Genomic DNA, 22,015 nt, shown 5'->3' with positions numbered 1-22,015 from the left:
ATTGCGGCGTCTATGCTGGTTAGTGCCTCGGCAGCGGCATTTCGTTCAAATGCGCGACAAAGTCATGGGATGAAAATAGCTTGTAAAATCAGCCGGATGCAAAGCCGACCGGCAGCAGTTCAACGCGCCTGTGATGCTGGTCACAGCCGCCGATCACTCCTCGGCGGCAATCGGCCCGCTGGCCTTGGGCTGTTTCGTCGCCTCTGTGACGGGGGCCGGTAGAGCCGCCGGATCGGGCCGGGAACGCACGACGCTCGCCGTATGCGCAATGTCGACGCCATGGGCCCGGAATGCGTTGTCGATGGCGAAATTGAGATCCGAGGTGACCTGGTTGACATAGTTGGTGTCGATCACGAAACAGCGCAGTTCGAACTCCAGGCCGATGTCGACGAACTTCTTGAACAGCACCGTCGGTGCCGGTTCCGCACAGATGCGCCGTTGCTGGCGGGCGCAATCGAGCAAGAGGTCGCGCACCAGCTTGGTGTCGCTGCCGGGGACGACGCGCATCGAGATCACGATGCGGACAACCCTGTCGCGCAACGTCCAATTGACGACGGCGCTGGCGATCAGCTCCGAATTTGGAAATATCACGCTCGCATTGTCAAACGTCTCCACCTCGGTGGACCTAACGGAGATGCGCTTGACGGTGCCCTCGGTGCCGCCGACGACAATCCAGTCTCCGACTTTGATGGGGCGTTCGATCAGGATGAGGATGCCGGCCACAAAGTTCTCAACAACCGTCTTGAGGCCGAAACCGATGCCGACCGACAGGGCGCCGGCGATGATGGCGACGCTGGAAAGGTCGATGCCTAATGTCACCACGGCGAGTGTGATGACGATCAGGCTCGCCACATAGCCAAAACCAGCGGCGACGGAGTTCTGCAGGCCGATATCGAAGCGGGTGGTCGGGAGGATCTGGTCGGACAGCCAGCGCTTGACCCGGCCGACGATGAAGAGTCCGGCAACAAGTACGACCAAGGCCAGCACGATCTCGGTCAGCGACAAGGTGACCTGACCGACCTGCACACCGCTGACCGCCCGATTGATGATCAGGTTGAGGAGCGACGGTGACAGTCCATAGGATAGCAGCAGCAGATAGAAGGCCGGCAGCCACAGGACCGTCTCGACCAGCAGGCGGGCCCAGAAGCTGAGGCGGAAGGCATTACTGGCACCTGGTACTGCAGCACCTTCATCCGTCACCTCACTGCCAAGCAGAAGCGAGAGGCTCTCCAGCATGACGGAACGCAGCAGCCAGGCGATGCCCACAATCACCAGTGTCGCGGTCACCGCGATCAGCACCGCTTCCGACAGATAAGCATAGCCGGCCAACGACAGCAGTGGCGAAACGCAGGCCACAAGAATGAGAAAGCGGCGGACGAGACCCATGATGCCGGCGAGGCGGGCATCGGGTGCCGCCCAATACTCCCGTCGCAGCAGCGAGAGGGCGATGCTGCCGACGACGAGGTCGCGCAGGAACGCGTTGCAGGCGGTGAAGGCATCGGCCGCGACCGGTCCGTCTTTGGTGCCCATCAGGTAGATCATGTTGAAGAGGGCGACCATGATCGCCAGCAGAGTGACCTTGTTGGCAATCTGCTGCGCGCCCTGCGGGGTGACGGGAATGACGCGCCAATTCGGGAGATGCGGTGACAGAGTGGCGCGGGCGAGGCCGGAGACGAGCAGAAAGGCCACCAGGTTCTTGGCACCGCCGCCGACCAGTTGGGTAAAGAAGTCGGTTGTGACCGGAACCGCCCAGTCGACGATCCGCCACAGTGCCAGCAGGAAGATGCAGGGAATCAGAATGTCGGACACCGCCATCGCGCCGGCCGCCAGGATCCGTCGCGCATGGCTTGGCTCATCGATCGTCGGATTGGGTCCCCATCGGCGCCTCAGAAAGAGGTGTAGCCGCCAGGCAAAGAGGAGCGTCAAGCCAAGCAACAGGCTGCCGCCAATGAGCACGACACCTGCCATGCCCTCGGCGGCGATGACCCGCCACCAGGCCTGCGGTGCGGCCATCGTGTCATCGACGGCGGAGAGCATCTGCTGCCAACCGTCAACCCAGACCGCTGGCTTCAAAGGTGCTGGCAGCCGCTTCAGGATAAATGCGGTCCGCTGACCCTGTTCGTGAACCCCTAGGGCCCCGGCGAGGTTCTGTGCCCGGACGATCGTGAGCTGCGCCTGGCTGATAAACCCGTCGAGCTCAGCCTGACGTTTGGTCAGGGTGGCGCGGGTCGTGGCAACCTTGCCGTCTTCGGGCGGGGATCCCTCCGCTGGCGCTGGACCGAGGCTCTGCAGTTCGGCACTGACCGACTGCAACGCCTGTTGGCTGGCGCCACGCAATGCCTGCGCGCTGCCAACCACGGTGGAGAGACTCTGCGATGTCTCCTCGATCTCGGGCCGGGAAAGATCGCCCTTCTGTTGCAACAATTCTTCTGCGGCTTTGAGCGATTTCTCCCACTGGGCGATTTTCTGCGATGCTTCGGCCAAAGGCGCCGGCCCCGGCGCGGTCTGCGCGTGGGCAGACCAGGCGGAGATGGCGAGGACGAGGGCAATGAAGCTGAAAAACGCGACGAAAGAGCGGCTTGCCCGCATTCTGGCGCCTTGAACTGTGAAATGAAAATCGATCGACACAGAGTAGCTACCTCGGCGCTGAAGTCCAGGGTCTACACGTCGCAGCCGCGCCGAGATGGTCTGTTCCGATCATCGCCACGACACAACACCGCCACGGCTGGATGGTTTCCTGTGGCGGCTGGTTTTTTCCAGCGTGACAGGACCCCCAGACCGGTCATGGCCTGGGGGTCCTTGATATTTCTGGTAAGCCGGACTAGATGCCGATGAAGGGCTGCATCAGGCGGCCGATCCAGTTGCCAAAGCGCAGCGGGGCATCCGTGACCGCAAGACAGATGCAGACATCCTCGGCGCCGGCCACGGGCCTGTGTTGAGTGTTTTCGTCGGCCATTTCCAGATCGCCTCGGACAAATCTCTGGCCTTGGGCGAGGTAGCTGCCGTTCAGCACCAGGGTCAGCTCCGTGCCGCCGTGACTGTGATCGAAGACTGAGCGACCTGGCGCAATGCGCAGCAGTCGCGCAGTCACGCCGTCCGCCGTCACCAATGGCATGTGCTGGATGCCGGGGCCGAGTGTCCGCCATTTGGCCGCGTCTACATCGCCGCCCACATAGTGCCGCAACGGTGCCGGCAGCATGATCTGGGAGGTGGGCGCGTGCTTGCTGGGCTGCGTCGCGCCCATTGTCCCCATGGTGGTAGTGCCGCTGCGCACGCGCGCCAGCGTTGCGGACAGGGCATCCTGTGCCATGGCCATTTCTGGCAGTTCCTCGATCAGGCTCGCGCCGAGTGCCTCATAACAGGTTGCCTCGCGCCGGCAGGCCGGGCACAGGGTCAGATGTGTGGCGATCGCCAGCGCATTCGCCTCGTCCAACGAACCAGCGGCATAGGCGGCGATAAGCTCTTCACTGGGGTGATGGGTGATCATAGGACAGGCTCTCCAAGTGCCTTGCGAAACCGTTGAAAGGCGAGGCGCATACGTGATTTTACGGTGCCGAGGGGGATGCCGAGCTGTTCGGCGATTTCGGCGTGTGGCTTGTCCTCGAGCATCGCCATGGCCTCCTGCGCCAGTTCTTCCGCCACGTCCTCGGCAGCGCCGAGCTTGCGCATGTAGGACTTCACCCTGGGGGCGTAGAAGCGAAACAGCTCTGCGAAGGCGATTTCGTCGGGCCCCGACTTCATCACGCAGAGCAATTGCGTCATGCGCTCAGGGCCGGTTGCCGGCTTAGGGTCGCTCATGACGGGGCCGCCCAAATTCACTTGATTTCCAGACCATGACGGATTCATAGACCGTTTCGGCGTGACACGCACCTTTACCGGTTGGCGGGCGGCACGCCGCATATGCCCGGATTCCAACGAAATTTCGGTTGCCAGAACGCCAAGGCCGGGGGTTTCTCGTTGGAGCATTGCTGTTTCCATGCCCATACCTACGGTGCTTGCCTATACCCGGATCAGCGGGACGCCGATCGTTTCTTAACTTATTTGTGCGATTTCACGGATTGGCTACTCACACGGTGTGATCCACAACCGGCCATGACGCGTATCAAAACCTATAAACATCAAATCGTGACAGGCAGTTACGTCTGAACCTGCACGCCGCGATCCATCACAGAAGTGCTCCGAATGGCCCCCAACGACCAGGCATCCTTTCCTTCCCATATCGAGCAGCAGCTGATTTCTCATCCGGATCGTCCAGGGGGCGCCCCGCAGAACTTCGCAGTGATTGGCTCCGGTATTTCGGGCCTGGCTGCCGCCTGGCAGTTGGCCGAGCGCCACAATGTCACACTGTTCGAGCGGGATGACCGTCCGGGCGGGCATAGTCATACGGTTGATCTCGACTTGGCCGAGGGCCGTATCCCGGTCGATACGGGCTTCATCGTGTTCAATGAGCGGACCTATCCGAACCTGACGGCGTTGTTCAAGCATCTGGGTGTCTTCAGCAGGGCGACCGACATGTCGTTCGCGGCCTCCATCGACAATGGCAGTTTCGAATACTCCGGCACCAACCTCCGCGGCCTCTTTGCACAGCGACGCAATCTGTTGCGGCCGCGCATGTGGCGCATGATCTCGGACATCCTTCGCTTCTATCGGCACTCGCGCCAGGCGACGGGCAGCAGTTCCGAAGATCTGACCCTTGGCGACTACCTCTCTCAGTCGGGCTATGGCGCCAATTTCATTCGGGATCACCTGTTGCCGATGGGTGGTGCCATCTGGTCAACCTCGGCCGACCAGATGCTGCAGCACCCGCTGCAGTCCTTTGTCAGGTTTTGCGACAATCATGGCCTGCTGCAACTGGTTGACCGCCCAAGCTGGCGGACCGTGGTTGGTGGCAGCCGCAGCTATGTGACGCGCCTGCTCGCCGACCGCGACATCAACCTGCAGCTGGGTGCGCGAATATCTGCCGTGTCGCGTGATGCGGACAGACCCACCTTGCACTTCGCGGACGGCAGCAGCCGGCAATTTGACGCCGTGATCCTCGCGACCCATGCCGACCAGGCGCTGGGACTGATTGCCGACCCAACGGCGTTGGAAAGCCAACTCCTTGGCGCCATGCGCTACCAGTCGAACACCGCCGTGCTCCACGGTGACGCCACACTGATGCCGCGACGCGCATCGGCCTGGTCCAGTTGGAATGTCATCAGCGACAGCACGGACGTGCTGGCGAATGCGCAGATCTGCGTCAGTTACTGGATGAATCGCCTACAGAACCTGCCGGTCAAGCAACCGGTCTTTGTGACGTTGAATCCCAATCGCTCGATTAGGGAAGACCTCACCTGGGCGACCTTCAACTACGCGCACCCGTTGTTCGATCATCAGGCGATGGTGGCCCAGCGCCAGCTCTGGAAGCTGCAGGGGCAGGGCGGCCTTTGGTTCTGCGGTGCCTATTTCGGCGCCGGTTTCCATGAGGACGGCTTGCAGGCTGGGCTTGCGGTGGCGGAGCGTCTGGGCGATGTGCGCCGTCCCTGGTCGGTTGCCGACCAGTCCGGCCGTATTCATGTGCCCGACTTGCCGGCTTTCCCTGCTATTGTGCCGAATGCGGCCATTCTGGCGGTATGATGGAACAGCTGGCAAAGATCCAATCGGGCATCTATTGCGGTACGGTCATGCATCGCCGGGTGCGCCCCAGGGCGCATTACCTGCGCTATGGTGTGTTCTATTTGTTGCTCGACCTCGATGAGCTTCCCCAACTCGACCTGCGACTGCTGGGCGTAGAGCGCAAGGCGCCTTTCTCGTTCCGCGCCAAGGATCATGGCGATGGCAGCGGCGACCTCAAGACCTGGGTCCGAAAGTGTCTGGTCGACGCCGGCATCGGGACCGACCTGGCTCGCGTTTCCCTCCTTACATTTCCGCGCGTGTTTGGCTTCGTTTTCAATCCGATCTCGGTCTACTTCTGCTATGGCCCAGAAAACCGGCTCACAGCGACGCTCTATGAGGTCAATAATACCTTTGGTGGCCGCCATACCTATGCCCTAGCCGCCGAAGCTGGGCCGGCCGGGACCATCCGCCAGAGTTGCGCCAAGCGGCTATATGTCTCGCCGTTCAATGATGTCTCCGGCGGGTATCGCTTTGCCGTGCGGCCGCCGTCTGCCAAGATCGCTCTGTCGATCGATCAGCACGATGCCGACGGTCACCTGCTGCAGGCGGCCTTTGCCGGAAAGCGCCATGAATTGACGGATCGGGCGCTCCTGCGATTGCTGCTGGTCTACCCCTTCCTGACCCTCAAGGTTGTGGCCGGTATACACTGGGAGGCCCTGAAGCTCTGGCTCAAGGGCGTGCCGCTTCACAAACGGCCCCAGTCCGTGAATAATCCGCCCCAGTCAGGTCAGTTCGGGGCTGATCAGTTCGGACCTGGCATGAGGGGGGATAACCATGGCGGGGTCACTTCGGAGTCGGAACCAGCGCGGGTCGGAACATGATAGCCTGGAAAAAGATGGGCCGGGCCGCTCCATGATGTCCGGCCTCTGGGAACATCTCTTCAGTCACGCCTTGAATCACCTCCGCGTCGGCAAACTGGCCGTGTTGTTTCCGGATGGCCGGCGGCATGCGGTCGAGGGGGCGGAACCGGGGCCGGATGCCGAACTGGAGATTCGCGACGTCCGGGGCTTGCAGCGCCTGCTGCGCGGTGGCGACATCGGCTTTGCCGAGGCCTATATGGCAGGCGAGGTCGACAGCCCGGATCTGACTGACCTCATCGAATTGGCCGCCCGCAATGAAAGCGCCCTGGCTGACGCGTTGTCCGGCAAGCGTCTGGTGCGCGCCTGGAACCGGCTTCGTCACCTGATGCGGGCCAATACGCGGTCGGGCGCTAAGCGCAACATCGCCTATCACTATGACCTCGGCAACGAATTCTATGGAACCTGGCTCGACCCGTCGATGACCTATTCATCGGCCTATTTCGAACGCGGCGCCAACGAACTGCAAGCGGCCCAGGTCGACAAATACCGGCGTGTGGCGGAACTGGCCGAACTCGCACCCGGCAAGCATGTTCTCGAGATCGGCTGCGGCTGGGGCGGCTTTGCCGAAGTGGCGGCCCGCGATTTCGGCTGCCGGGTGACGGGCCTCACCCTGTCCAAGGAACAGTTGGCCTTCGCCCAGGCCCGCATGGCGCGCCAATCCCTCGATGGGCTGGTGGAGTTGCGCCTGCAGGACTATCGCGATTGCCCGGGTCGCTTCGACAGCATCGTCTCGATCGAGATGTTCGAGGCAGTGGGAGAAGCGCATTGGAAGCGCTATTTCGATGTACTGCGCGAACGACTGAACCAGGGCGGCACCGCCGTCCTGCAGATCATTACCATCGCGGAGGAGCGCTTTGAGAGCTATCGGCGCAATGCCGACTTCATCCAGCGCTACATTTTCCCCGGCGGCATGTTGCCGACCAGCACGGCCCTGCGCCGGCTCGCCACCGATAGCGGCCTGCTGCTGCGCGGCGAGGATGGATTCGCGGCATCCTATGCCCGCACCCTGCGTGAATGGCGGGAATCCTTCCTGCATGCCTGGCCAAGGATCCAGCCTCTCGGCTTCGACGAGCGGTTCCGCCGCATGTGGACCTACTATCTGGCCTATTGCGAAGCCGGCTTCCGGGCGGGTTCGATCGATGTCGTACACCTGAAGCTGCAAAGGTGAAGTGGCGCGGCGGGTATCTGGTCTATGGCCTGCCGGCGCTAGCCCTGGCTGTTCCAACCCTGCCAGCCCATGTGCTGCTACCCAGTTTCTACGCGGGACCGCTCGGGGTCGGTCTGGCTGCCACGGGCCTCGCCATTTTTCTGGCGAGGCTGGTCGATGTGCTCAGCGATCCGATCATCGGTCATTTCAGTGATCAGGCGGGCCGCCGCAAGCCGTTCATCGCGGTTGGTGCGATCCTGGCCGCAGTGGCCCTGGTGGCATTGTTCGCCCCGCCGGAAGGTGCGGGACCATTCTATCTCGGCATCTGGTGTTCGCTTCTCTACATAAGCTGGTCCGTGGTCATGGTCCCCTATACGGCCTGGGGGGCGGAACTCAGCTCTGATTATCGTGGCCGCTCGCAGATCGCCTCCTGGCGCGAAGGCATGGGACTGGTCGGGATCACCCTGGCCGCGACTTTGCCGGCGGCGCTGCAGAACATCGGCTATTCCCTGGCCGATTCCATGTTGGCGACGGCGCTCCTGGCCATCGCGCTCGGCGCCCCCGCTCTTCTTTTGCTCCTGCTTTGGGTGCCGGAGGTGCGGCGACAGGTGCATCACGCGTCCGGCAATCTGCCCGCGGCCTTCCGGGCCGCCGCCAGCAACGCACCCTTCCGCCGGCTGCTTTTTGCCTGGTTCATCAACGGCGTTGCCAACGGACTTCCGGCCGGGCTGTTCCCCTTGTTCATCGTGGCGCGGATGGGGGCAGGCGAGCAGGAGCTGGGCGTTGTGCTGCTCGTCTATTTTGCCTCCGCCTTGATCAGCCTGCCGCTCTGGCTGTGGCTTCTCAAACGCGTCGACAAGCATCGCCTCTGGTGCCTCACCATGCTAGCGGCGATTGCCTCCTTCATCTGGGTTCCGTTGCTGCCATTCGGCTCGGTCGTGGCCTTTGCCGGCATCTGCATCGTCACCGGCTTTGCCCTCGGGGCCGATCTCTCTTTGCCCCCGCCATGCAGGCCGACGTCGTTGACTGGGACCGGGTGCAGCACGGCACTGAGCGGGCAGGGCTGTTCTTTGCCTTCTCGAGCATGTCCGGGAAACTGTCCGCTGCACTCGCCATCGGCGTTGCCTTTCCCCTGCTGCAACTTCTTGGATTCGATCCAAAAATGGGTGAAACGGTTGGCAGCGTCGCGGCGCCGGGCAGCTTGGCCGTGGCCGTGATCTATGCCTGGGTGCCCTGCGTATTCAAGGCAATAGCGGTGGCGATGATGTGGCGTTTCCCGATCGACCGGCAGCTTCATGCTGAATTGTCGGCGCGCCTCCACCCGAATGTATGATCCAGGGTAGCGTCCGTCATGGTGGCAAAATGGTTGAAGTTTATGGTCACCGGGACGCTGCTGCTGGCCAGTATGGCGATCAGCGGATGCAGTACGATGAAAGTTGAAGATTTTGCCGGTAAGCAACCGGCCCTCAGGCCGGAAGTCTACTTCCTTGGGGAAACCCGCGGATGGGGCATGTTTCATGACCGCTTTGGCAATCTTCGGCGCCAATTTGTGGTCGACATGATGGGCGAGATGCAGGGCGATACGTTCGTCCTCACCGAGGATTTCGTTTACGACGATGGCGAAAAGGAACAGCGGATCTGGCGTCTCGATCCCTTGCCAGGCGACGCTTATGAAGGTGCCGCTGGCGATGTCGTCGGCACGGCGCATGGGCAGGCGGCCGGTAACGCCTTCAACTGGAAATACCGGCTGGACCTAAAGGTTGGCGAGGGGACTTGGCGGGTGGCTTTCGACGATTGGATGTTCCTCCAGTCTGACGGTATCATTCTCAATCGCGCGACCGTCACGCGGTGGGGGTTGAGATAGGAACCCTGACCGCCACCTTTCGCAAAAGCGCGCCGGAGGCAGCCTTGACGCAGGAAATGTCAATGCAACCGCAATCGCTCGCGCAGGCGGCGGAGTAGCCATCCCAGCACCGGGAAATAGGCATAGAGACCGCCAGCCAGGTCCCAATGATCTTCATGTGACATGACCAGTCCCTCGCTTGACAGGACCATGTCGCTCATCCCCGATACAGCCCAGGCGCGACCGCCAAGGCGACGCAATCTGCCGCTGTAATGCCATTTGACGAAGGCGCGCTGCGTGCCTACCCAGCCTATCCCAAGGATGTCGACACGCTGATCACTAATCGCGGCGGCGGCGTCACGGAAAATTTCCTTTAGCGCGTCGCGGCCGGTGACATCGTTGATCGGGTCCTTGAAGCAAATGTCCGCCGTCGTCAGTTGATCGAGCTTCGACAGGTCCCGGGACGGCGACGCATCGGCCCAGAGCGCCAGATATTCCTGCAGCAGGTCTGCGTGGGTACCGTTCATTTGCCAATCATGCGCCGTGTGATGGCAAAGTAGAATCGCGCCGGCAACAGGCGGCCAAGTTTCAGGAGCAGGACGAAACGCCATGGAAAGGCGATCTCGAACCGCTGGCTGTCCAGGCCTCGACGGATCTGGCGCACGGCTTCGTCAGACTTCATCAGGAACGGCATCGGAAATGCGTTGCCCTCGGTCATCGGTGTTTCGACAAAGCCAGGATTGATCAGCTGCAGCTTGATCCCGGCAGCGTCGGCGCTGGGCTTGAGCGCTTCCACCATGTTGATGAGGGCCGCCTTGCTCGGGCCATAGGCGGCGGCCTTGGGTAGTCCGCGATAGCCGGCGACCGAGGCGATGACGGCAATCTGACCCGCGCGCCGCGCCGCCATACGCTTCAAGAGCGGGTCCAGGCAATTGGCGACGCCAAGGATGTTCGTGTTGATCGTCTGACTGAATAGTCGCGCGTCGAAATCGGCAAGATCCATGGGCTGATATTGCGCGGCATTGAGAATGGCTACGTCGATCGGGCCATGCCTGGCTTCGATCTCGGCGACAATCGTAGCGAGCCCAGATGCATCGGTGACATCGGCCTGCTGAATGAAGATATTGTTGGAGACCGAAGCGGTCTCCTCCAGCGCCTGCACACGTCGCCCGGTGATAACGACCTTGTGGCCGTCAGCGGCAACGCTCTGGGCGAGAGCCCGGCCGATCCCGCTGCCGCCCCCAGTAATCCACCACAGCTTTTGGGTCATTGCGCCTTGGCCAGTTGGGCCGGACAGGTCCGGCAGCGATATTCGATCGTGGAACCGTCCTCGCCGGCAAAGCGCATGCCGAGCCAACGGCCGGCCGGATCATACCATGTTTCCAGCCGAATATCCCCGTCGAGGCGATAGCGGTTGGCGCGAATGATGCCGTTGGCGGCAGGGACGAAGGCGCTGCCGATCGTCGTCGTGGTGATGTTGTTCACATGGCCGGTAATGGTGTTGAGTACCTGCTGGTCCTGAACAAAGCTCTGCGACCAATGTTCGGTCGGCAGCAACGGTCGCTCCAGTTCCAAGGTGCCCGTCGGACCGGTAACGGACATATCCTGGTCATCGCGGGTGACGCTGACTTCCGACAATTCCCCATCGTCATCCGTGCGGGCCGTGAGCCTGGTGAGGAGATTGTCCTCCCAAACGGATGTCGACTGATAGTCGAAGCGATAGCCGGTGAGGAAAAGAAAGGGGATTTCGATAGAGGCGCTGGTTTCCGCAATGAGCGCCTCACCCTGCCTGCTGAAGGTGATCTGATGATCCCCGACCTTTTCACCATTGCGAAGAATGTCGTAGGCGACCCGCGGGCCATAAAGGGCGAGGGGATCGACAAATGCCTGTTGCGGATCCTGCGCGTGGGCAAACGCGGGCAGGGTGGTGCCAAGGCATAGGATGAGTGATGCGATAGGCGCGCGTGACATCAAGTTCCTCCGCCGAATCTACGTGTTTGCGATGGCGGCAGATCATCACGGCCGGGTTACGGTTGGATGGCAGGCAGATGGCAGGGCGGCTTGCCATGCGCGGCCGGAGGCTGATTGAAATTGTCCAGACCGGCAATAAGCCCTTGAAATATCAGGCCTTCGCAGCCTGCCCCAACTGTGCACGTTTCTGTGTTAAAGGGTTGAAAACAGGGGGAAAATCGCGCATTCTCCGGCCAGTCTTCGAGAAAAATTAGAGTGATTCAAAAAGAATGAGCAGTCGTAATCTCGCTGCCCAGTCGGACTTTGGCGTTGCCGCATTGGATGGCCGCCTGGAACTGGGTATCGACCGAGCCGCCGAAGCGCTTTTGGGCCTGCAACGGGAAGATGGCCATTGGGCATTCGAACTCGAGGCGGATGCCACGATTCCGGCGGAATATGTGCTGCTGAAGCACTTCCTCAATGAGGTCGACACAGCTACCGAGGCCAAGATCGTTCGCTACCTGAAGAAAATCCAGGGCGACCATGGCGGCTGGCCGCTCTACCATGGCGGCGCCTTCAACATCTCCGCCTCGGTCAAAGCCTATTATGCCCTTAAATGCTGCGGCGAGGATATCAATGCCCCGCACATGACACGTGCGCGCGAGGCGATCCTGGCCTTCGGCGGTGCCGTCAAAAGCAATGTGTTCACATTGATCCAGCTGGCGCTGTTCGGGCAGATCCCCTGGCGCGGCGTACCGGTGATGCCGGTCGAGATCATGCATCTGCCGCGCTGGTTTCCATTCCACCTCGACAAGGTCAGCTATTGGTCGCGCACCGTGATCGTGCCGCTTCTGGTGCTGATGTCGAAGAAGCCCCTGGCGCGGAACCCGAAGAAAATTGATGTCCAGGAACTGTTCCTGGTGGCGCCGGAAAAGGTGGCAAACTGGTACAACATGGACCGCAAGGGTTTCTGGGCGGTGTTCTTCCGGGTCCTTGACCGGATCCTGCAGCGCACCGATCGCCTTTTCCCGCGGAGTGTGCGGCAAAAGGCGATCGACAAGGCCGTGGTCTGGGTCACGGAGCGGCTGAATGGCGAAGATGGCCTTGGTGCGATTTATCCTGCCATGGCCAACTCGGTGATGATGTTCGACATCCTCGGCTACAAGACGGATCATCCTGACTACGCCATTGCGCGCCGGTCGATTGAAAAGCTGATGGTGTTCAAGGACGACGAAGCCTATTGCCAACCCTGCCTGTCGCCGGTCTGGGATACCGGGCTCGTGGCCCACGCACTCCTGGAAGTGGGTGGCGAAGCGGCAGCCCGCGTGACGGCAGCGACCGATTGGCTGAAGGATCGTCAGATCCTCGACGTGGTGGGTGATTGGGCGGCTGCGGCACCGGGTATCCGGCCGGGCGGCTGGGCGTTTCAATACAACAATGATCATTACCCCGATGTCGACGATACGGCGGTGGTGGTGATGGCGATGGATCGTCTCGATCACGCCCGCTACAAGGACTCCATCGACCGCGCGGTTGAATGGATCTTCGGCCTGCAGAGCAAGAATGGCGGCTGGGGCGCCTTTGATGCCGACAACGAATACTACTATCTCAACCACATTCCTTTTGCCGATCATGGTGCGCTGCTGGACCCGCCCACCGCAGACGTTTCGGCGCGCTGCCTCTCGATGCTGGCCCAGCTTGGCTACAAGATCGACCACCCCAAGGTGAAGGCCGCGGTCGATTACCTGCTGCGCGAGCAGGAGCCCGACGGCGCCTGGTTCGGTCGCTGGGGCACCAACTACATCTACGGTACCTGGTCTGTTTTGTGCGCGTTGAATGCCATCGGCATCCCGACTGACCACCCTGCCATGCGCAAGGCCGTAGCCTTCCTGGAGAGCAAGCAGCGCGCCGATGGGGGCTGGGGCGAAAGTGGCGACAGCTACTGGGCCGACAAGCCGCGTGGGGAAGGACCGGAATCAACGCCCTCGCAAACTGCCTGGGCCGTGCTCGGCCTGATGGCGGCGGGCGAGGTCGACAATACGACGGTGGCACGCGGCATGGCCTATCTTGCCGAGACGCAGAAGCAGGACGGTACCTGGGACGAACAGGAATACACCGCCGTTGGTTTCCCGCGCGTCTTCTACCTGCGCTATCACGGCTACAAATCGTTCTTCCCGATCTGGGCGATGGCGCGCTTTCGCAATCTGAAGCAGGGCAATTCCCAGCACGTCATGTACGGCATGTGATGGCCATCGGTGTCGTCACCGGCATGGTGTCCGAGGCAAGGCTGCTGGAAGGCCTTGGCTACACAGTCATTTCAGCCGGTGGCCATGCGGTGGCGACACGTGCCAAGGCGGAACGCCTGATCCGCGACGGTGTCACCGGGTTGATCAGCTTCGGTATCGCCGGCGCCCTCGATCCGAGCCTGCGGCCGGGCGATCTGGTGGTGGCTGATGCCGTCATCCTGCCGGATGGCACGCGGGTGACGTGCGATGCGTCCTGGCAGCGCAAGGTGCAGGACAGCCTCCCAGGCGCGCGCATGGGCGCCGTGGCTGGCTCCTCCAGTGCCGCAACCACAGCGCCGGCCAAGGCCGCGCTGTATGCTGCGTCCCGCGCCCTCATCGTTGATATGGAAAGCCATCACGTGGCCGACCTGGCGCGCGCCCACAATCTGCCGTTCATCGTGTTCCGCGCTGTCGCCGACACCGCAGAAGACGATCTGCCGGAGGCTGCTCTGGTCGGCCTCAACGAAGAAGGACGACCCGCGATCGGTGCCGTCCTTCTTTCACTTTTCAGAAAGCCCTGGCAGTTGCCGGCCTTGATCCGCGTCGCGTTGCGCTCCCGCGCTGCGCTGGCTGCCTTACTCGGCGGCCGCGCGGCCCTGCTTTAGCTTTTCCTTCTCGGCGTGGATTTCACCCATCGCCTGTTCGACATGGCTTGAGAAGACGTATTCAGCCGGGCGCTGATTGTCGAGCGAGATGTCCGGCACCATCGGCTTCTCGACCTCGATGCCACGGAAGGCAACCTTGAGGGCCTTCAGCGGATTGCGAATGGTGTCCTTCACGGCGCTACCTTCGAAACCGGAATGGACCATGCAATCGGCGCACTTCTCGTAGTTGCCGACGCCGTATTTGTCCCAATCGGTTTCTTCCATCAGCTCCTTGAACGAGCTGACGAAACCTTCGCCGAGCAGATAGCACGGACGCTGCCAGCCGAACACATTGCGTGTCGGGTTGGCCCATGGCGTGCAATGATAGCTCTGGTTGCCGGCGAGGAAGTCTAGGAACAAGGTCGACTGGCTGAAACGCCAGCGGCGGCCCTTGTCACCCTGGCGGAAGATGTTGCGGAACAGATCCTTGGTCTTCTTCCGGTTGAGGAAATGCTGCTGGTCGGGGGCCCGCTCATAGGCATAGCCCGGCGAGACGGTGATGCCATTGACGCCCATCGCCATCACATCATCGAAGAACTTCGCCGCGCGATCGGCATCGGTGCCGTCGAAGAAGGTGCAGTTGATATTGACGTTGAAGCCGGCGGCCTTGGCGGCCTTGATGGCATCCACGGCCTGCTCATAGACGCCTTCCTGGCAGACCGACTTGTCATGCTCGGCCTTCGATCCGTCGAGATGGACCGACCAGGTGAAGTAGGGCGACGGCTTGTAGAGATGCATCTTCTTCTCGAGAAGAAGCGCATTCGTGCAGAGATAGACCGCGCGCTTCTGCTTGTTGATCAGGCCGTCGACGATCTCCGGCAGTTCCTTGTGCAGCAGCGGCTCGCCACCGGCGATGGAAACGATCGGCGCGCCGCACTCCTCGGCAGCTCCCAGTGCATCGGCCACGGAAATGCGCTTGTTGAGGATCTCGGCCGGGTAATCGATCTTGCCGCAGCCGGCGCAGGCAAGGTTGCAACGGAACAAGGGTTCCAGCATGAGGACCAGCGGATAGCGCTTGCGCCCAAGAACATGCTGCTTGACCACATATGAGCCGACGCGAATAGCCTGGCGCAAAGGTACAGACACGGGGTGATCTCCTTTTCTTGATCTTACTGCGCGGCCGCTGGCTGATCGGCCAGTTCGGGCGGCAGGCGGAAGCGGACGTTTTCTTCGACGCCCGCCATCAGTTCGAGTTTCACGTCATTGAGGTCGTGCAATCTGGCAACTTAGATCCTGGACCAGGACATCCGGCGCGGATGCACCGGCGGTCACGCCGACCGCCTTGGCATCCTTCAGCCATTCGGGCTGCAGCTGCGAGGCATCTTCGATGAGATAACTACGCACGCCGAGTTCCTCGGCCATTTCCTTCAGCCGATTCGAATTCGATGAATTGGGCGCGCCGATCACCAGGATGACATCAACCTCTTCTGCGAGCTGCTTCACCGCATGCTGGCGATTCTGCGTCGCATAGCAGATGTCCTTGGTGTTGGGGCCGACGATTTCCGGGAAGCGGGCTTTGAGGGCCTCGATCACCGCCTTGGTGTCATCGACCGACAAGGTGGTCTGGGTGACATAGGCAAGCTTTTCGGGATCCTTCACCTCAAGCTTGGCGACGTCATCGGCCGTCGAAATCAGCAGCACGCCGCCGGGAACCTGACCCATCGTGCCTTCGACCTCAGGATGACCAGCATGACCGATGAGTACGACCTGGCGACCCTGATCGGCATAGCGCGTGCCTTCGGTATGCACCTTGGAGACCAGCGGGCAGGTGGCGTCGATAACGTTGAGTCCGCGCTCCTGCGCTGCCTGCACAACGGTCTTCGAGACGCCGTGAGCGCTGAAGATCGCGTAGCGGCCTTCGGGAATTTCGTCGAGCTCTTCGACGAAAACGGCACCCTTGGCGCGCAGTCCCTCGACCACGTGCCGATTGTGCACGATCTCATGCCGGACATAAACCGGCGGACCAAAGCGCTCAATGGCGCGTTCGACAATTTCAATCGCGCGCTCGACGCCGGCGCAAAAACCGCGCGGCTGAGCCAGAACTACCCGCATGCCAATCGATCCGCTTTGTTTAACGATAGTGACAAATACCCTAGCTGGGCGCTCAGTCTTGGCGCCCAACCACAGCGCTAATCATCGTTGGTGAATAGCTGGGACTGAGCGCTACATTTACACAGAATCGCCTTGGTTGACCACTATAAATACCCCATTTTGTCGTTAACCACAGTAGGCTAAGGGTGCAGAGCGCAATAATCTAACGGATTGGTCAACCATTTCGGAGATTTTGCAGCAGGTGGTATCAATACCCATCCGGAAAGGGGTGGCACTTTGCCGGCGATTTGCCTATAAGCAGCCGGATTCGGATAACCTTGAATAGTCACAATTCCCGGCATTTGGCCCTCGTCACTGCCGGCACGTGGCGCATCAACAATGGGTAAAAGGCTTCTCTCTTGACCAGCAAAACCCCCTTGCTCGACCGGGTTGTGACGCCGGCGCAACTGCGCCAGCTCGATCCGTCAGATCTGCGCCAATTGGCCGACGAACTGCGCCAGGAAACGATCGATGCTGTCTCTGTGACAGGTGGCCATCTCGGGGCCGGCCTCGGGGTGGTCGAACTGACTGTGGCCATTCACTATGTTTTTGACACGCCCTATGATCGCCTTATCTGGGATGTAGGACATCAGGCCTATCCGCACAAAATTCTGACCGGCCGCCGTGACCGAATTCGCACCCTGCGCCAGGGTGGCGGTCTCTCCGGCTTCGTAAAGCGCTCGGAATCCGAATACGACCCGTTCGGTACCGCCCATTCCTCGACCTCGATCTCCGCCGCCCTCGGCATGGCGGTGGCCTCCGAGATGCAGGGCCGCAAGCGCGCCAGCATCGCCGTGATCGGCGACGGGTCGATGTCGGCCGGCATGGCCTACGAGGCCATGAACAATGCGGGCTCGCTGGATACCAAGCTGATCGTCATCCTCAACGACAACAACATGTCGATCGCGCCGCCCGTTGGCGCGCTCTCCCGCCTATCTCTCGCGCTCACTGTCCTCGACCTCGTTCCGGTCGCTGCGCCACTTCGCCAAGGACACCTTGCGCATCCTGCCCGATCGCCTGCAGAAAATGGCGGCACGGGCTGAGGAATATGCCCGCGGCATTATTTCCGGCGGCGGCACGCTGTTCGAGGAACTGGGCTTCTATTATGTCGGCCCGATCGACGGTCACAATATCGACCACCTGCTGCCTGTGCTGCAGAACCTTGCCAATTCCGATGAGACTGGTCCGGTGCTGGTCCATGTGGTCACGCAAAAGGGCAAGGGCTATGCGCCCGCGGAAGCTTCGGCCGACCGCTATCACGGCGTCGTCAAGTTCGATGTCGCGACCGGCGTGCAGCAGAAATCGGCCCCCAAGGCGCCGAGCTATACCGGTGTCTATGCCAAGGCCCTGATTGCCGAAGCCAAGGCCGATGACCGCATCGTCGCCGTCACGGCCGCCATGCCGTCGGGCACCGGCCTCGATGCTTTCGGCAAGGAGTTTCCCAAGCGCACCTTCGACGTCGCCATCGCCGAGCAGCATGCGGTGACTTTCTGCGCCGGCATGGCCACCGAAGGTCTGAAACCGTTCTGCACGATCTATTCGACCTTCCTGCAGCGCGGCTATGACCAGGTCGTACACGACGTCGCGATCCAGAGCCTGCCTGTGCGCTTTGCCATAGACCGAGCCGGTCTGGTTGGGGCCGACGGGCAGACCCATGCCGGCAATTACGACATCGCCTATCTGGGCTGCCTGCCGAACTTCGTGCTGATGGCGCCGTCCGACGAGCTTGAACTGATGCATATGGTGGCGACGGCCGCCACGATCGACGACCGCCCCTGCGCCTTCCGCTATCCGCGCGGTGAAGGCCTTGGTCTCGATCTCCCGTCGCGTGGCGAGGTTCTGCCGATCGGCAGGGGCCGCATCATCCGCGAGGGCACCAAGATCGCCATTCTGAACTACGGGACCAGAATGGTTGAGGTCCTCAAGGCCGCCGACGAGCTTGGCGCCAAGGGTCTCAGCTGCACGGTGGCGGATGCCCGTTTCTGCAAGCCGCTCGATGAAGATCTCGTGAAGCGCCTTGCGCGTGAGCACGAAGTGTTGATCACGATCGAGGAAGGTGCCATTGGCGGTTTCGCCGCCCATGTCCTACAGTTCCTGGCCAAGAATGGACATCTCGACAAAGGACTGAAGATCAGGCCCATGACTCTGCCGGATATGTGCATCGACCATGAAGCCCCGCACAAGCAGTACGACGTGGCCGGACTCAATGCCCGCCACATCGTGACCGAGGCGCTGACCGCATTGGGTGTCGCCGAGGCGAGCGTTCGCGCATGACCCGGTTGACGTTGTCCCGTCGCCACGCGCTGGCAATGCTCGGCGCTGCGGCAGCGCTGTTTCCGCGTCTGGCCCATGCCCAATCGGAACCGGACCCCAGCTCTCATCGGCGGGTTCTATGACACATTGCTCGATTGCCTGAAGCGCGGTCCGGAACTGGGCTTTGACGGTCGCTATCAGCTGATCGAGCCGGTCCTCAACGGGACCTTCGACGTTGCCACGATGTGCAAGATCGCGGTGGGTCCCGAATGGACCAAGATGCCTGGCGACAAGAAGGGCGCGGTTCTCGTGACCTTCAACAAGTACATGGTCACCACCTACGCAGCGCGCTTCAAATCCTTCGTCGGCCAGCAGTTCAAGATCGGCGAAGCGAAGCAGGCCGGTGATGGTCGTGTCCTGGTCGAAACCCAGTTGATCCGCTCCAATGGCGAGCCGGTCGAGTTGAACTATCTCTTCCGGCTCAACAAGGGCGTGTGGCGCGTCATCGACATTTATCTCGCCGGGGCGATTTCGCAGATGGCGCAGATGCGCTCGGATTTCGCCAAGACGGTCACCGATGGTGGTCCGGATGCGCTGATCGCCTCGCTCGAACAGAAAATCCTGGATCTCAAGAAAGAGTCCTGAGGTTCCTATCTCCGACGGAATGAAAAAGGCGGGAGCCCGATGGCCTCGCCTTTTTGCTATTCGGTCGCTGCCGCCTTGGCGGGCGGCTTGCCCATCAGAACCGGCATGAAGGCGAAGATCACGACCAGGAGGATGGCCAGCGAAATCAGCAGCAGCATGCCCATTCGCGCCGTGCCGGGATGGCTTGAGAGGGCGAGACTGCCGAAGGACGAGCCGGTCGTCAAAGCGCTGAAGAGCACCGCCCGGGCCGTGCTGGTCGCGATCGGATTGTCGATGCCGCGCCGCCAATTGACCACGAAGTAGATATCGAAGGCGACGCCGATGCCGAGCAGGAGCGGCAGCGCGATGATATTGGCGAAATCCAGCTTCAGGCCGAATGTTACGCAGACGATGATCGTACCCAGCGCGGTCATCAGCAGGGGTAACATGACATAGGCGACATCCCGCGGCCGCCGCAGGATCGCAAAGAGCAGCACCGCAATGGCGATGACGGCGGTGATGCTGGCCATCTGAAAGGCCTTGGTGACGGCGCGCCCCGATTCATAGATCTGCACCGCGGGTCCCGTTGCTTCCGGCGCCACGCTCCTGACCGCGGTCACGAAATTGGCCAGCACGGCGCTGTCATTGCTGTCACCCTTCGGCATCACCGTGAGGCGCATCTCACCGTTTGGTGCGATCCATTGCGACTTGATCTCTTCTGGCAAGGTATCGACGGTGAGCGGTGTCGCCTTCAGGGCAGAGGCCAGCATCTTCATACGCGGCATGAGGCCATCGACCAGCATGCGCTGCAGCTCCGGATAGATCGCCGGATCAGCCGCTGCCGCCTGATCGAGCAGGCGCGCCAGCTGCTGCGCCTTGTCTGAGGAGGGCAAGGATTGGCGCAATTTCGCGGCACATTCCTTCAAGGCCGCGCGGGTTTCTTCGATGCTGGGAGTCGGGCGCGTGCTGAGCGGTTCCAGGGTGAGGCCCATCAGCAATTGCAGATCGCCGAGGATCGCAAGCTTGTCGTCCTGGTCCTTCGGCACGAAGCTGGAGGCGGAGATGACGGCATGCACCTCGCGCAGCTTCGCGAGTTCCGGCTTCAGTTTCTCGGCGGCTTCCGCGTTTGGCACGACGATCTCGATCGCATAGGGCGAGCGGATGGGATCCTTCATGAGATCGAGGATCGCCGCCATCGATTCCACCTTTGGATCCTTGAGGTGCAGCGGATGGAAATCGAATTCCAGCCGCGGTGAGAGTGCCAGGCCGACGATGGCCACGACACCCCAACCCGCCAGCACGGGCCAGCGATGCCGAATGAGCCAGCTATCGACCGGCTTGCCCCAGGCAAGCCCCATCTCACTGCCGAGAATGCTGGGCTTCATCAATGCCAGCAGGGCCGGGAGCAAGGTGAGGTTTAATCCCAGTGTGATGGCCATGCCGGCGGTAGCGATGAGTCCCAGTTCCGAGACGCCGCGATAGTCGGTTGGCACAAAGGCGGCGAAGCCGACGGCGATGGCGATGGCAGCCAATGTCAGTGGCCGCGCCATGGCGATGCCGCAACATACCAGCGCCCCCTCCAAGCCGCCTTCCAGGCGCTCCTGCCCATAGCGCACGCCGAACTGGATGCCGAAATCAATCGACAGGCCGATGAACATGACGGCGAAGGCGACCGAGATGAGGTTGAGCTTGCCGACCGCGAGCGTTGCGAAGGCAAAGGTGAGGATCAGGCCGACGACGAGGGTGATGAAGGTGGCGAGGATCAGCTTAAACGAGCGCAGTGCCAGGAAAAGCCACAGCAGCACCAGCACAGTCGATATCAGCAGCGCCCAGCCCATGCCCTCGGCAACCGTAGCGAACTCATCGTCGTTGAGCGCCACCGGCCCGGTCAGACGCACGGTGACGCCGGTATCCGCTGTCAGCCCCAATTCCTTTATGCTCTCGCGCACGAAATTCGTGGCCGCGGCACCCGGCTTCAGGGCGGCAAAGTCGCGGTTGGGCTGGGTGAGGATCAGGCGCCGCAGGTCGCGTGCCTCGGTCGGGCGGTCGAGCAGCAGGGTTGCCCAGGACATCGCCTGCCGCTTGCCGGAAAGGGCGTCGCTCAGCGTCGCCGAAATAGATGCCAGCGGCTTTTCCAGGCGGCCGATGCTGCCTGGCTGTTCTGCGACATGTTCCGCGAAAAACGCCAGGGTGCCGAACAGGCCATGCAACGTCGGGTCCTGCATCAGCGGACCGATGAATTGTTGCGCCTCGATCACCGCGTCGGCGATCTTCTGCACCTGTTCCGTGGGCAGGAACAACAGGCCATAGCGCTCGAAGAACGCACCGCCATCGGCCCGGCGCGCGGTTGAAAACAGGTCCCTGCGCGCCTCGATTTTCGCAAACAGAGCAGCTGCCGCGTCCTCGGCCACATCCGGTGTCTTGCCATCGATCATGACCACCAGCAGGCCCGTGTTCTGCGGGAACAGGCTGTTGAAATGGGTAAGGTCCTTCCGCCAGGGCAGGTCCGGCGAAATCATGTTGGCCGTGTCGGTGTCCATGCCGAGGTTACGGGCCGTGAAGACGCCGGCGCCCGCCGTCAGCAGTGCAGAGAGGATAAGCAGGAGGAGGGCGCGGCGCTCGCTCCAGGCAACGATGGCGCCAACCAGTTTTTCCAACATCGG

At 61.6% G+C, this 22,015-nt stretch carries 15 protein-coding genes and 3 pseudogenes; 9 read left to right on the top strand and 9 right to left on the bottom strand.

Annotated features, from left to right (window positions below; genetic code table 11):
* Positions 1 to 153: 153 nt before the first annotated feature.
* The 3 genes from IPK59_04345 to IPK59_04335 all read right to left on the bottom strand — a co-directional run bounded on the left by IPK59_04345 (position 154) and on the right by IPK59_04335 (position 3,798).
* Positions 154 to 2,589 carry a mechanosensitive ion channel family protein gene (locus tag IPK59_04345; GenBank protein MBK8158030.1) on the bottom strand — a complete coding sequence of 812 codons (2,436 nt, stop codon included), beginning with the start codon at positions 2,587 to 2,589 and terminating at the stop codon, positions 154 to 156.
* A gap of 232 nt (positions 2,590 to 2,821) precedes the next feature.
* On the bottom strand, positions 2,822 to 3,487 hold the full coding sequence (locus IPK59_04340) for a cupin domain-containing protein (protein ID MBK8158029.1): 666 nt from the start codon (positions 3,485 to 3,487) through the stop codon (positions 2,822 to 2,824).
* Positions 3,484 to 3,798 carry a hypothetical protein gene (locus IPK59_04335; GenBank protein MBK8158028.1) on the bottom strand — a complete coding sequence of 105 codons (315 nt, stop codon included), beginning with the start codon at positions 3,796 to 3,798 and terminating at the stop codon, positions 3,484 to 3,486. The genes IPK59_04340 and IPK59_04335 overlap by 4 nt, the downstream gene beginning before the upstream one ends.
* A gap of 384 nt (positions 3,799 to 4,182) precedes the next feature.
* Here IPK59_04335 and IPK59_04330 point away from each other — a divergent pair, with 384 nt between their 5' ends.
* The 5 genes and pseudogenes from IPK59_04330 to IPK59_04310 all read left to right on the top strand — a co-directional run bounded on the left by IPK59_04330 (position 4,183) and on the right by IPK59_04310 (position 9,624).
* Positions 4,183 to 5,616 carry an FAD-dependent oxidoreductase gene (locus IPK59_04330; GenBank protein ID MBK8158027.1) on the top strand — a complete coding sequence of 478 codons (1,434 nt, stop codon included), beginning with the start codon at positions 4,183 to 4,185 and terminating at the stop codon, positions 5,614 to 5,616.
* On the top strand, positions 5,616 to 6,476 hold the full coding sequence (locus tag IPK59_04325; GenBank protein MBK8158026.1) for a DUF1365 domain-containing protein: 861 nt from the start codon (positions 5,616 to 5,618) through the stop codon (positions 6,474 to 6,476). The genes IPK59_04330 and IPK59_04325 overlap by 1 nt, the downstream gene beginning before the upstream one ends.
* A 34-nt stretch (positions 6,477 to 6,510) precedes the next feature.
* Positions 6,511 to 7,683 (top strand): class I SAM-dependent methyltransferase, encoded by a 1,173-nt coding sequence (locus IPK59_04320; protein ID MBK8158025.1) that lies wholly within the window; start codon positions 6,511 to 6,513, stop codon positions 7,681 to 7,683.
* Positions 7,680 to 8,879, top strand: coding sequence for an MFS transporter (locus IPK59_04315; GenBank protein ID MBK8158024.1), 1,200 nt, complete (start codon positions 7,680 to 7,682; stop codon positions 8,877 to 8,879). The genes IPK59_04320 and IPK59_04315 overlap by 4 nt, the downstream gene beginning before the upstream one ends.
* 158 nt (positions 8,880 to 9,037) lie before the next feature.
* Positions 9,038 to 9,624, top strand: a pseudogene (locus tag IPK59_04310) (DUF3833 domain-containing protein).
* On the opposite strand, the gene IPK59_04305 reads toward IPK59_04310, so the two are convergent.
* From IPK59_04305 to IPK59_04295, 3 genes are read right to left on the bottom strand one after another with little or no spacing between them, the layout of a single operon-like run.
* Positions 9,586 to 10,032 (bottom strand): nuclear transport factor 2 family protein, encoded by a 447-nt coding sequence (locus IPK59_04305; GenBank protein MBK8158023.1) that lies wholly within the window; start codon positions 10,030 to 10,032, stop codon positions 9,586 to 9,588. The pseudogene IPK59_04310 and the gene IPK59_04305 sit on opposite strands and share 39 nt — an antisense overlap.
* Positions 10,029 to 10,775, bottom strand: a complete 747-nt coding sequence (locus tag IPK59_04300; GenBank protein ID MBK8158022.1) for an SDR family NAD(P)-dependent oxidoreductase — start codon at positions 10,773 to 10,775, stop codon at positions 10,029 to 10,031. The genes IPK59_04305 and IPK59_04300 overlap by 4 nt, the downstream gene beginning before the upstream one ends.
* Positions 10,772 to 11,476, bottom strand: a complete 705-nt coding sequence (locus IPK59_04295; protein MBK8158021.1) for a hypothetical protein — start codon at positions 11,474 to 11,476, stop codon at positions 10,772 to 10,774. The genes IPK59_04300 and IPK59_04295 overlap by 4 nt, the downstream gene beginning before the upstream one ends.
* Before the next feature lie 269 nt (positions 11,477 to 11,745).
* On the opposite strand from IPK59_04295, the gene shc reads away from it, so the two are divergent.
* Positions 11,746 to 13,701, top strand: coding sequence for a squalene--hopene cyclase (gene shc / locus IPK59_04290; GenBank protein MBK8158020.1), 1,956 nt, complete (start codon positions 11,746 to 11,748; stop codon positions 13,699 to 13,701).
* Complete coding sequence (locus tag IPK59_04285) at positions 13,701 to 14,345, top strand: nucleoside phosphorylase (GenBank protein ID MBK8158019.1); 645 nt, start codon at positions 13,701 to 13,703, stop codon at positions 14,343 to 14,345. Before shc ends, IPK59_04285 begins: the two co-directional genes overlap by 1 nt.
* Here IPK59_04285 and hpnH read toward each other — a convergent pair.
* Both hpnH and ispH read right to left on the bottom strand, forming a co-directional pair.
* A complete protein-coding gene (gene hpnH, locus IPK59_04280; GenBank protein MBK8158018.1) occupies positions 14,316 to 15,470 on the bottom strand; it encodes an adenosyl-hopene transferase HpnH in 1,155 nt (384 codons plus the stop codon). The two genes, IPK59_04285 and hpnH, sit on opposite strands and share 30 nt — an antisense overlap.
* Positions 15,471 to 15,493: 23 nt before the next feature.
* Positions 15,494 to 16,436 (bottom strand): annotated as a pseudogene (gene ispH, locus IPK59_04275) (4-hydroxy-3-methylbut-2-enyl diphosphate reductase).
* A 398-nt stretch (positions 16,437 to 16,834) separates the two neighbouring features.
* On the opposite strand from ispH, the pseudogene dxs reads away from it, so the two are divergent.
* Positions 16,835 to 18,749, top strand: a pseudogene (gene dxs, locus IPK59_04270) (1-deoxy-D-xylulose-5-phosphate synthase).
* A gap of 75 nt (positions 18,750 to 18,824) precedes the next feature.
* Complete coding sequence (locus IPK59_04265) at positions 18,825 to 19,373, top strand: ABC transporter substrate-binding protein (GenBank protein MBK8158017.1); 549 nt, start codon at positions 18,825 to 18,827, stop codon at positions 19,371 to 19,373.
* A 56-nt stretch (positions 19,374 to 19,429) separates the two neighbouring features.
* Here IPK59_04265 and IPK59_04260 read toward each other — a convergent pair whose 3' ends face one another.
* Entirely contained in the window at positions 19,430 to 22,012 is a 2,583-nt protein-coding gene (locus tag IPK59_04260; GenBank protein ID MBK8158016.1) for an MMPL family transporter, read from the bottom strand.
* Between the last annotated feature and the right edge of the window lie 3 nt (positions 22,013 to 22,015).

Source organism: Rhodospirillaceae bacterium, assembly GCA_016712715.1.
In the GTDB taxonomy this organism is placed as follows: Bacteria; Pseudomonadota; Alphaproteobacteria; order Dongiales; family Dongiaceae; genus Dongia.
This window is presented reverse-complemented; position numbering and strand designations above follow the sequence as displayed.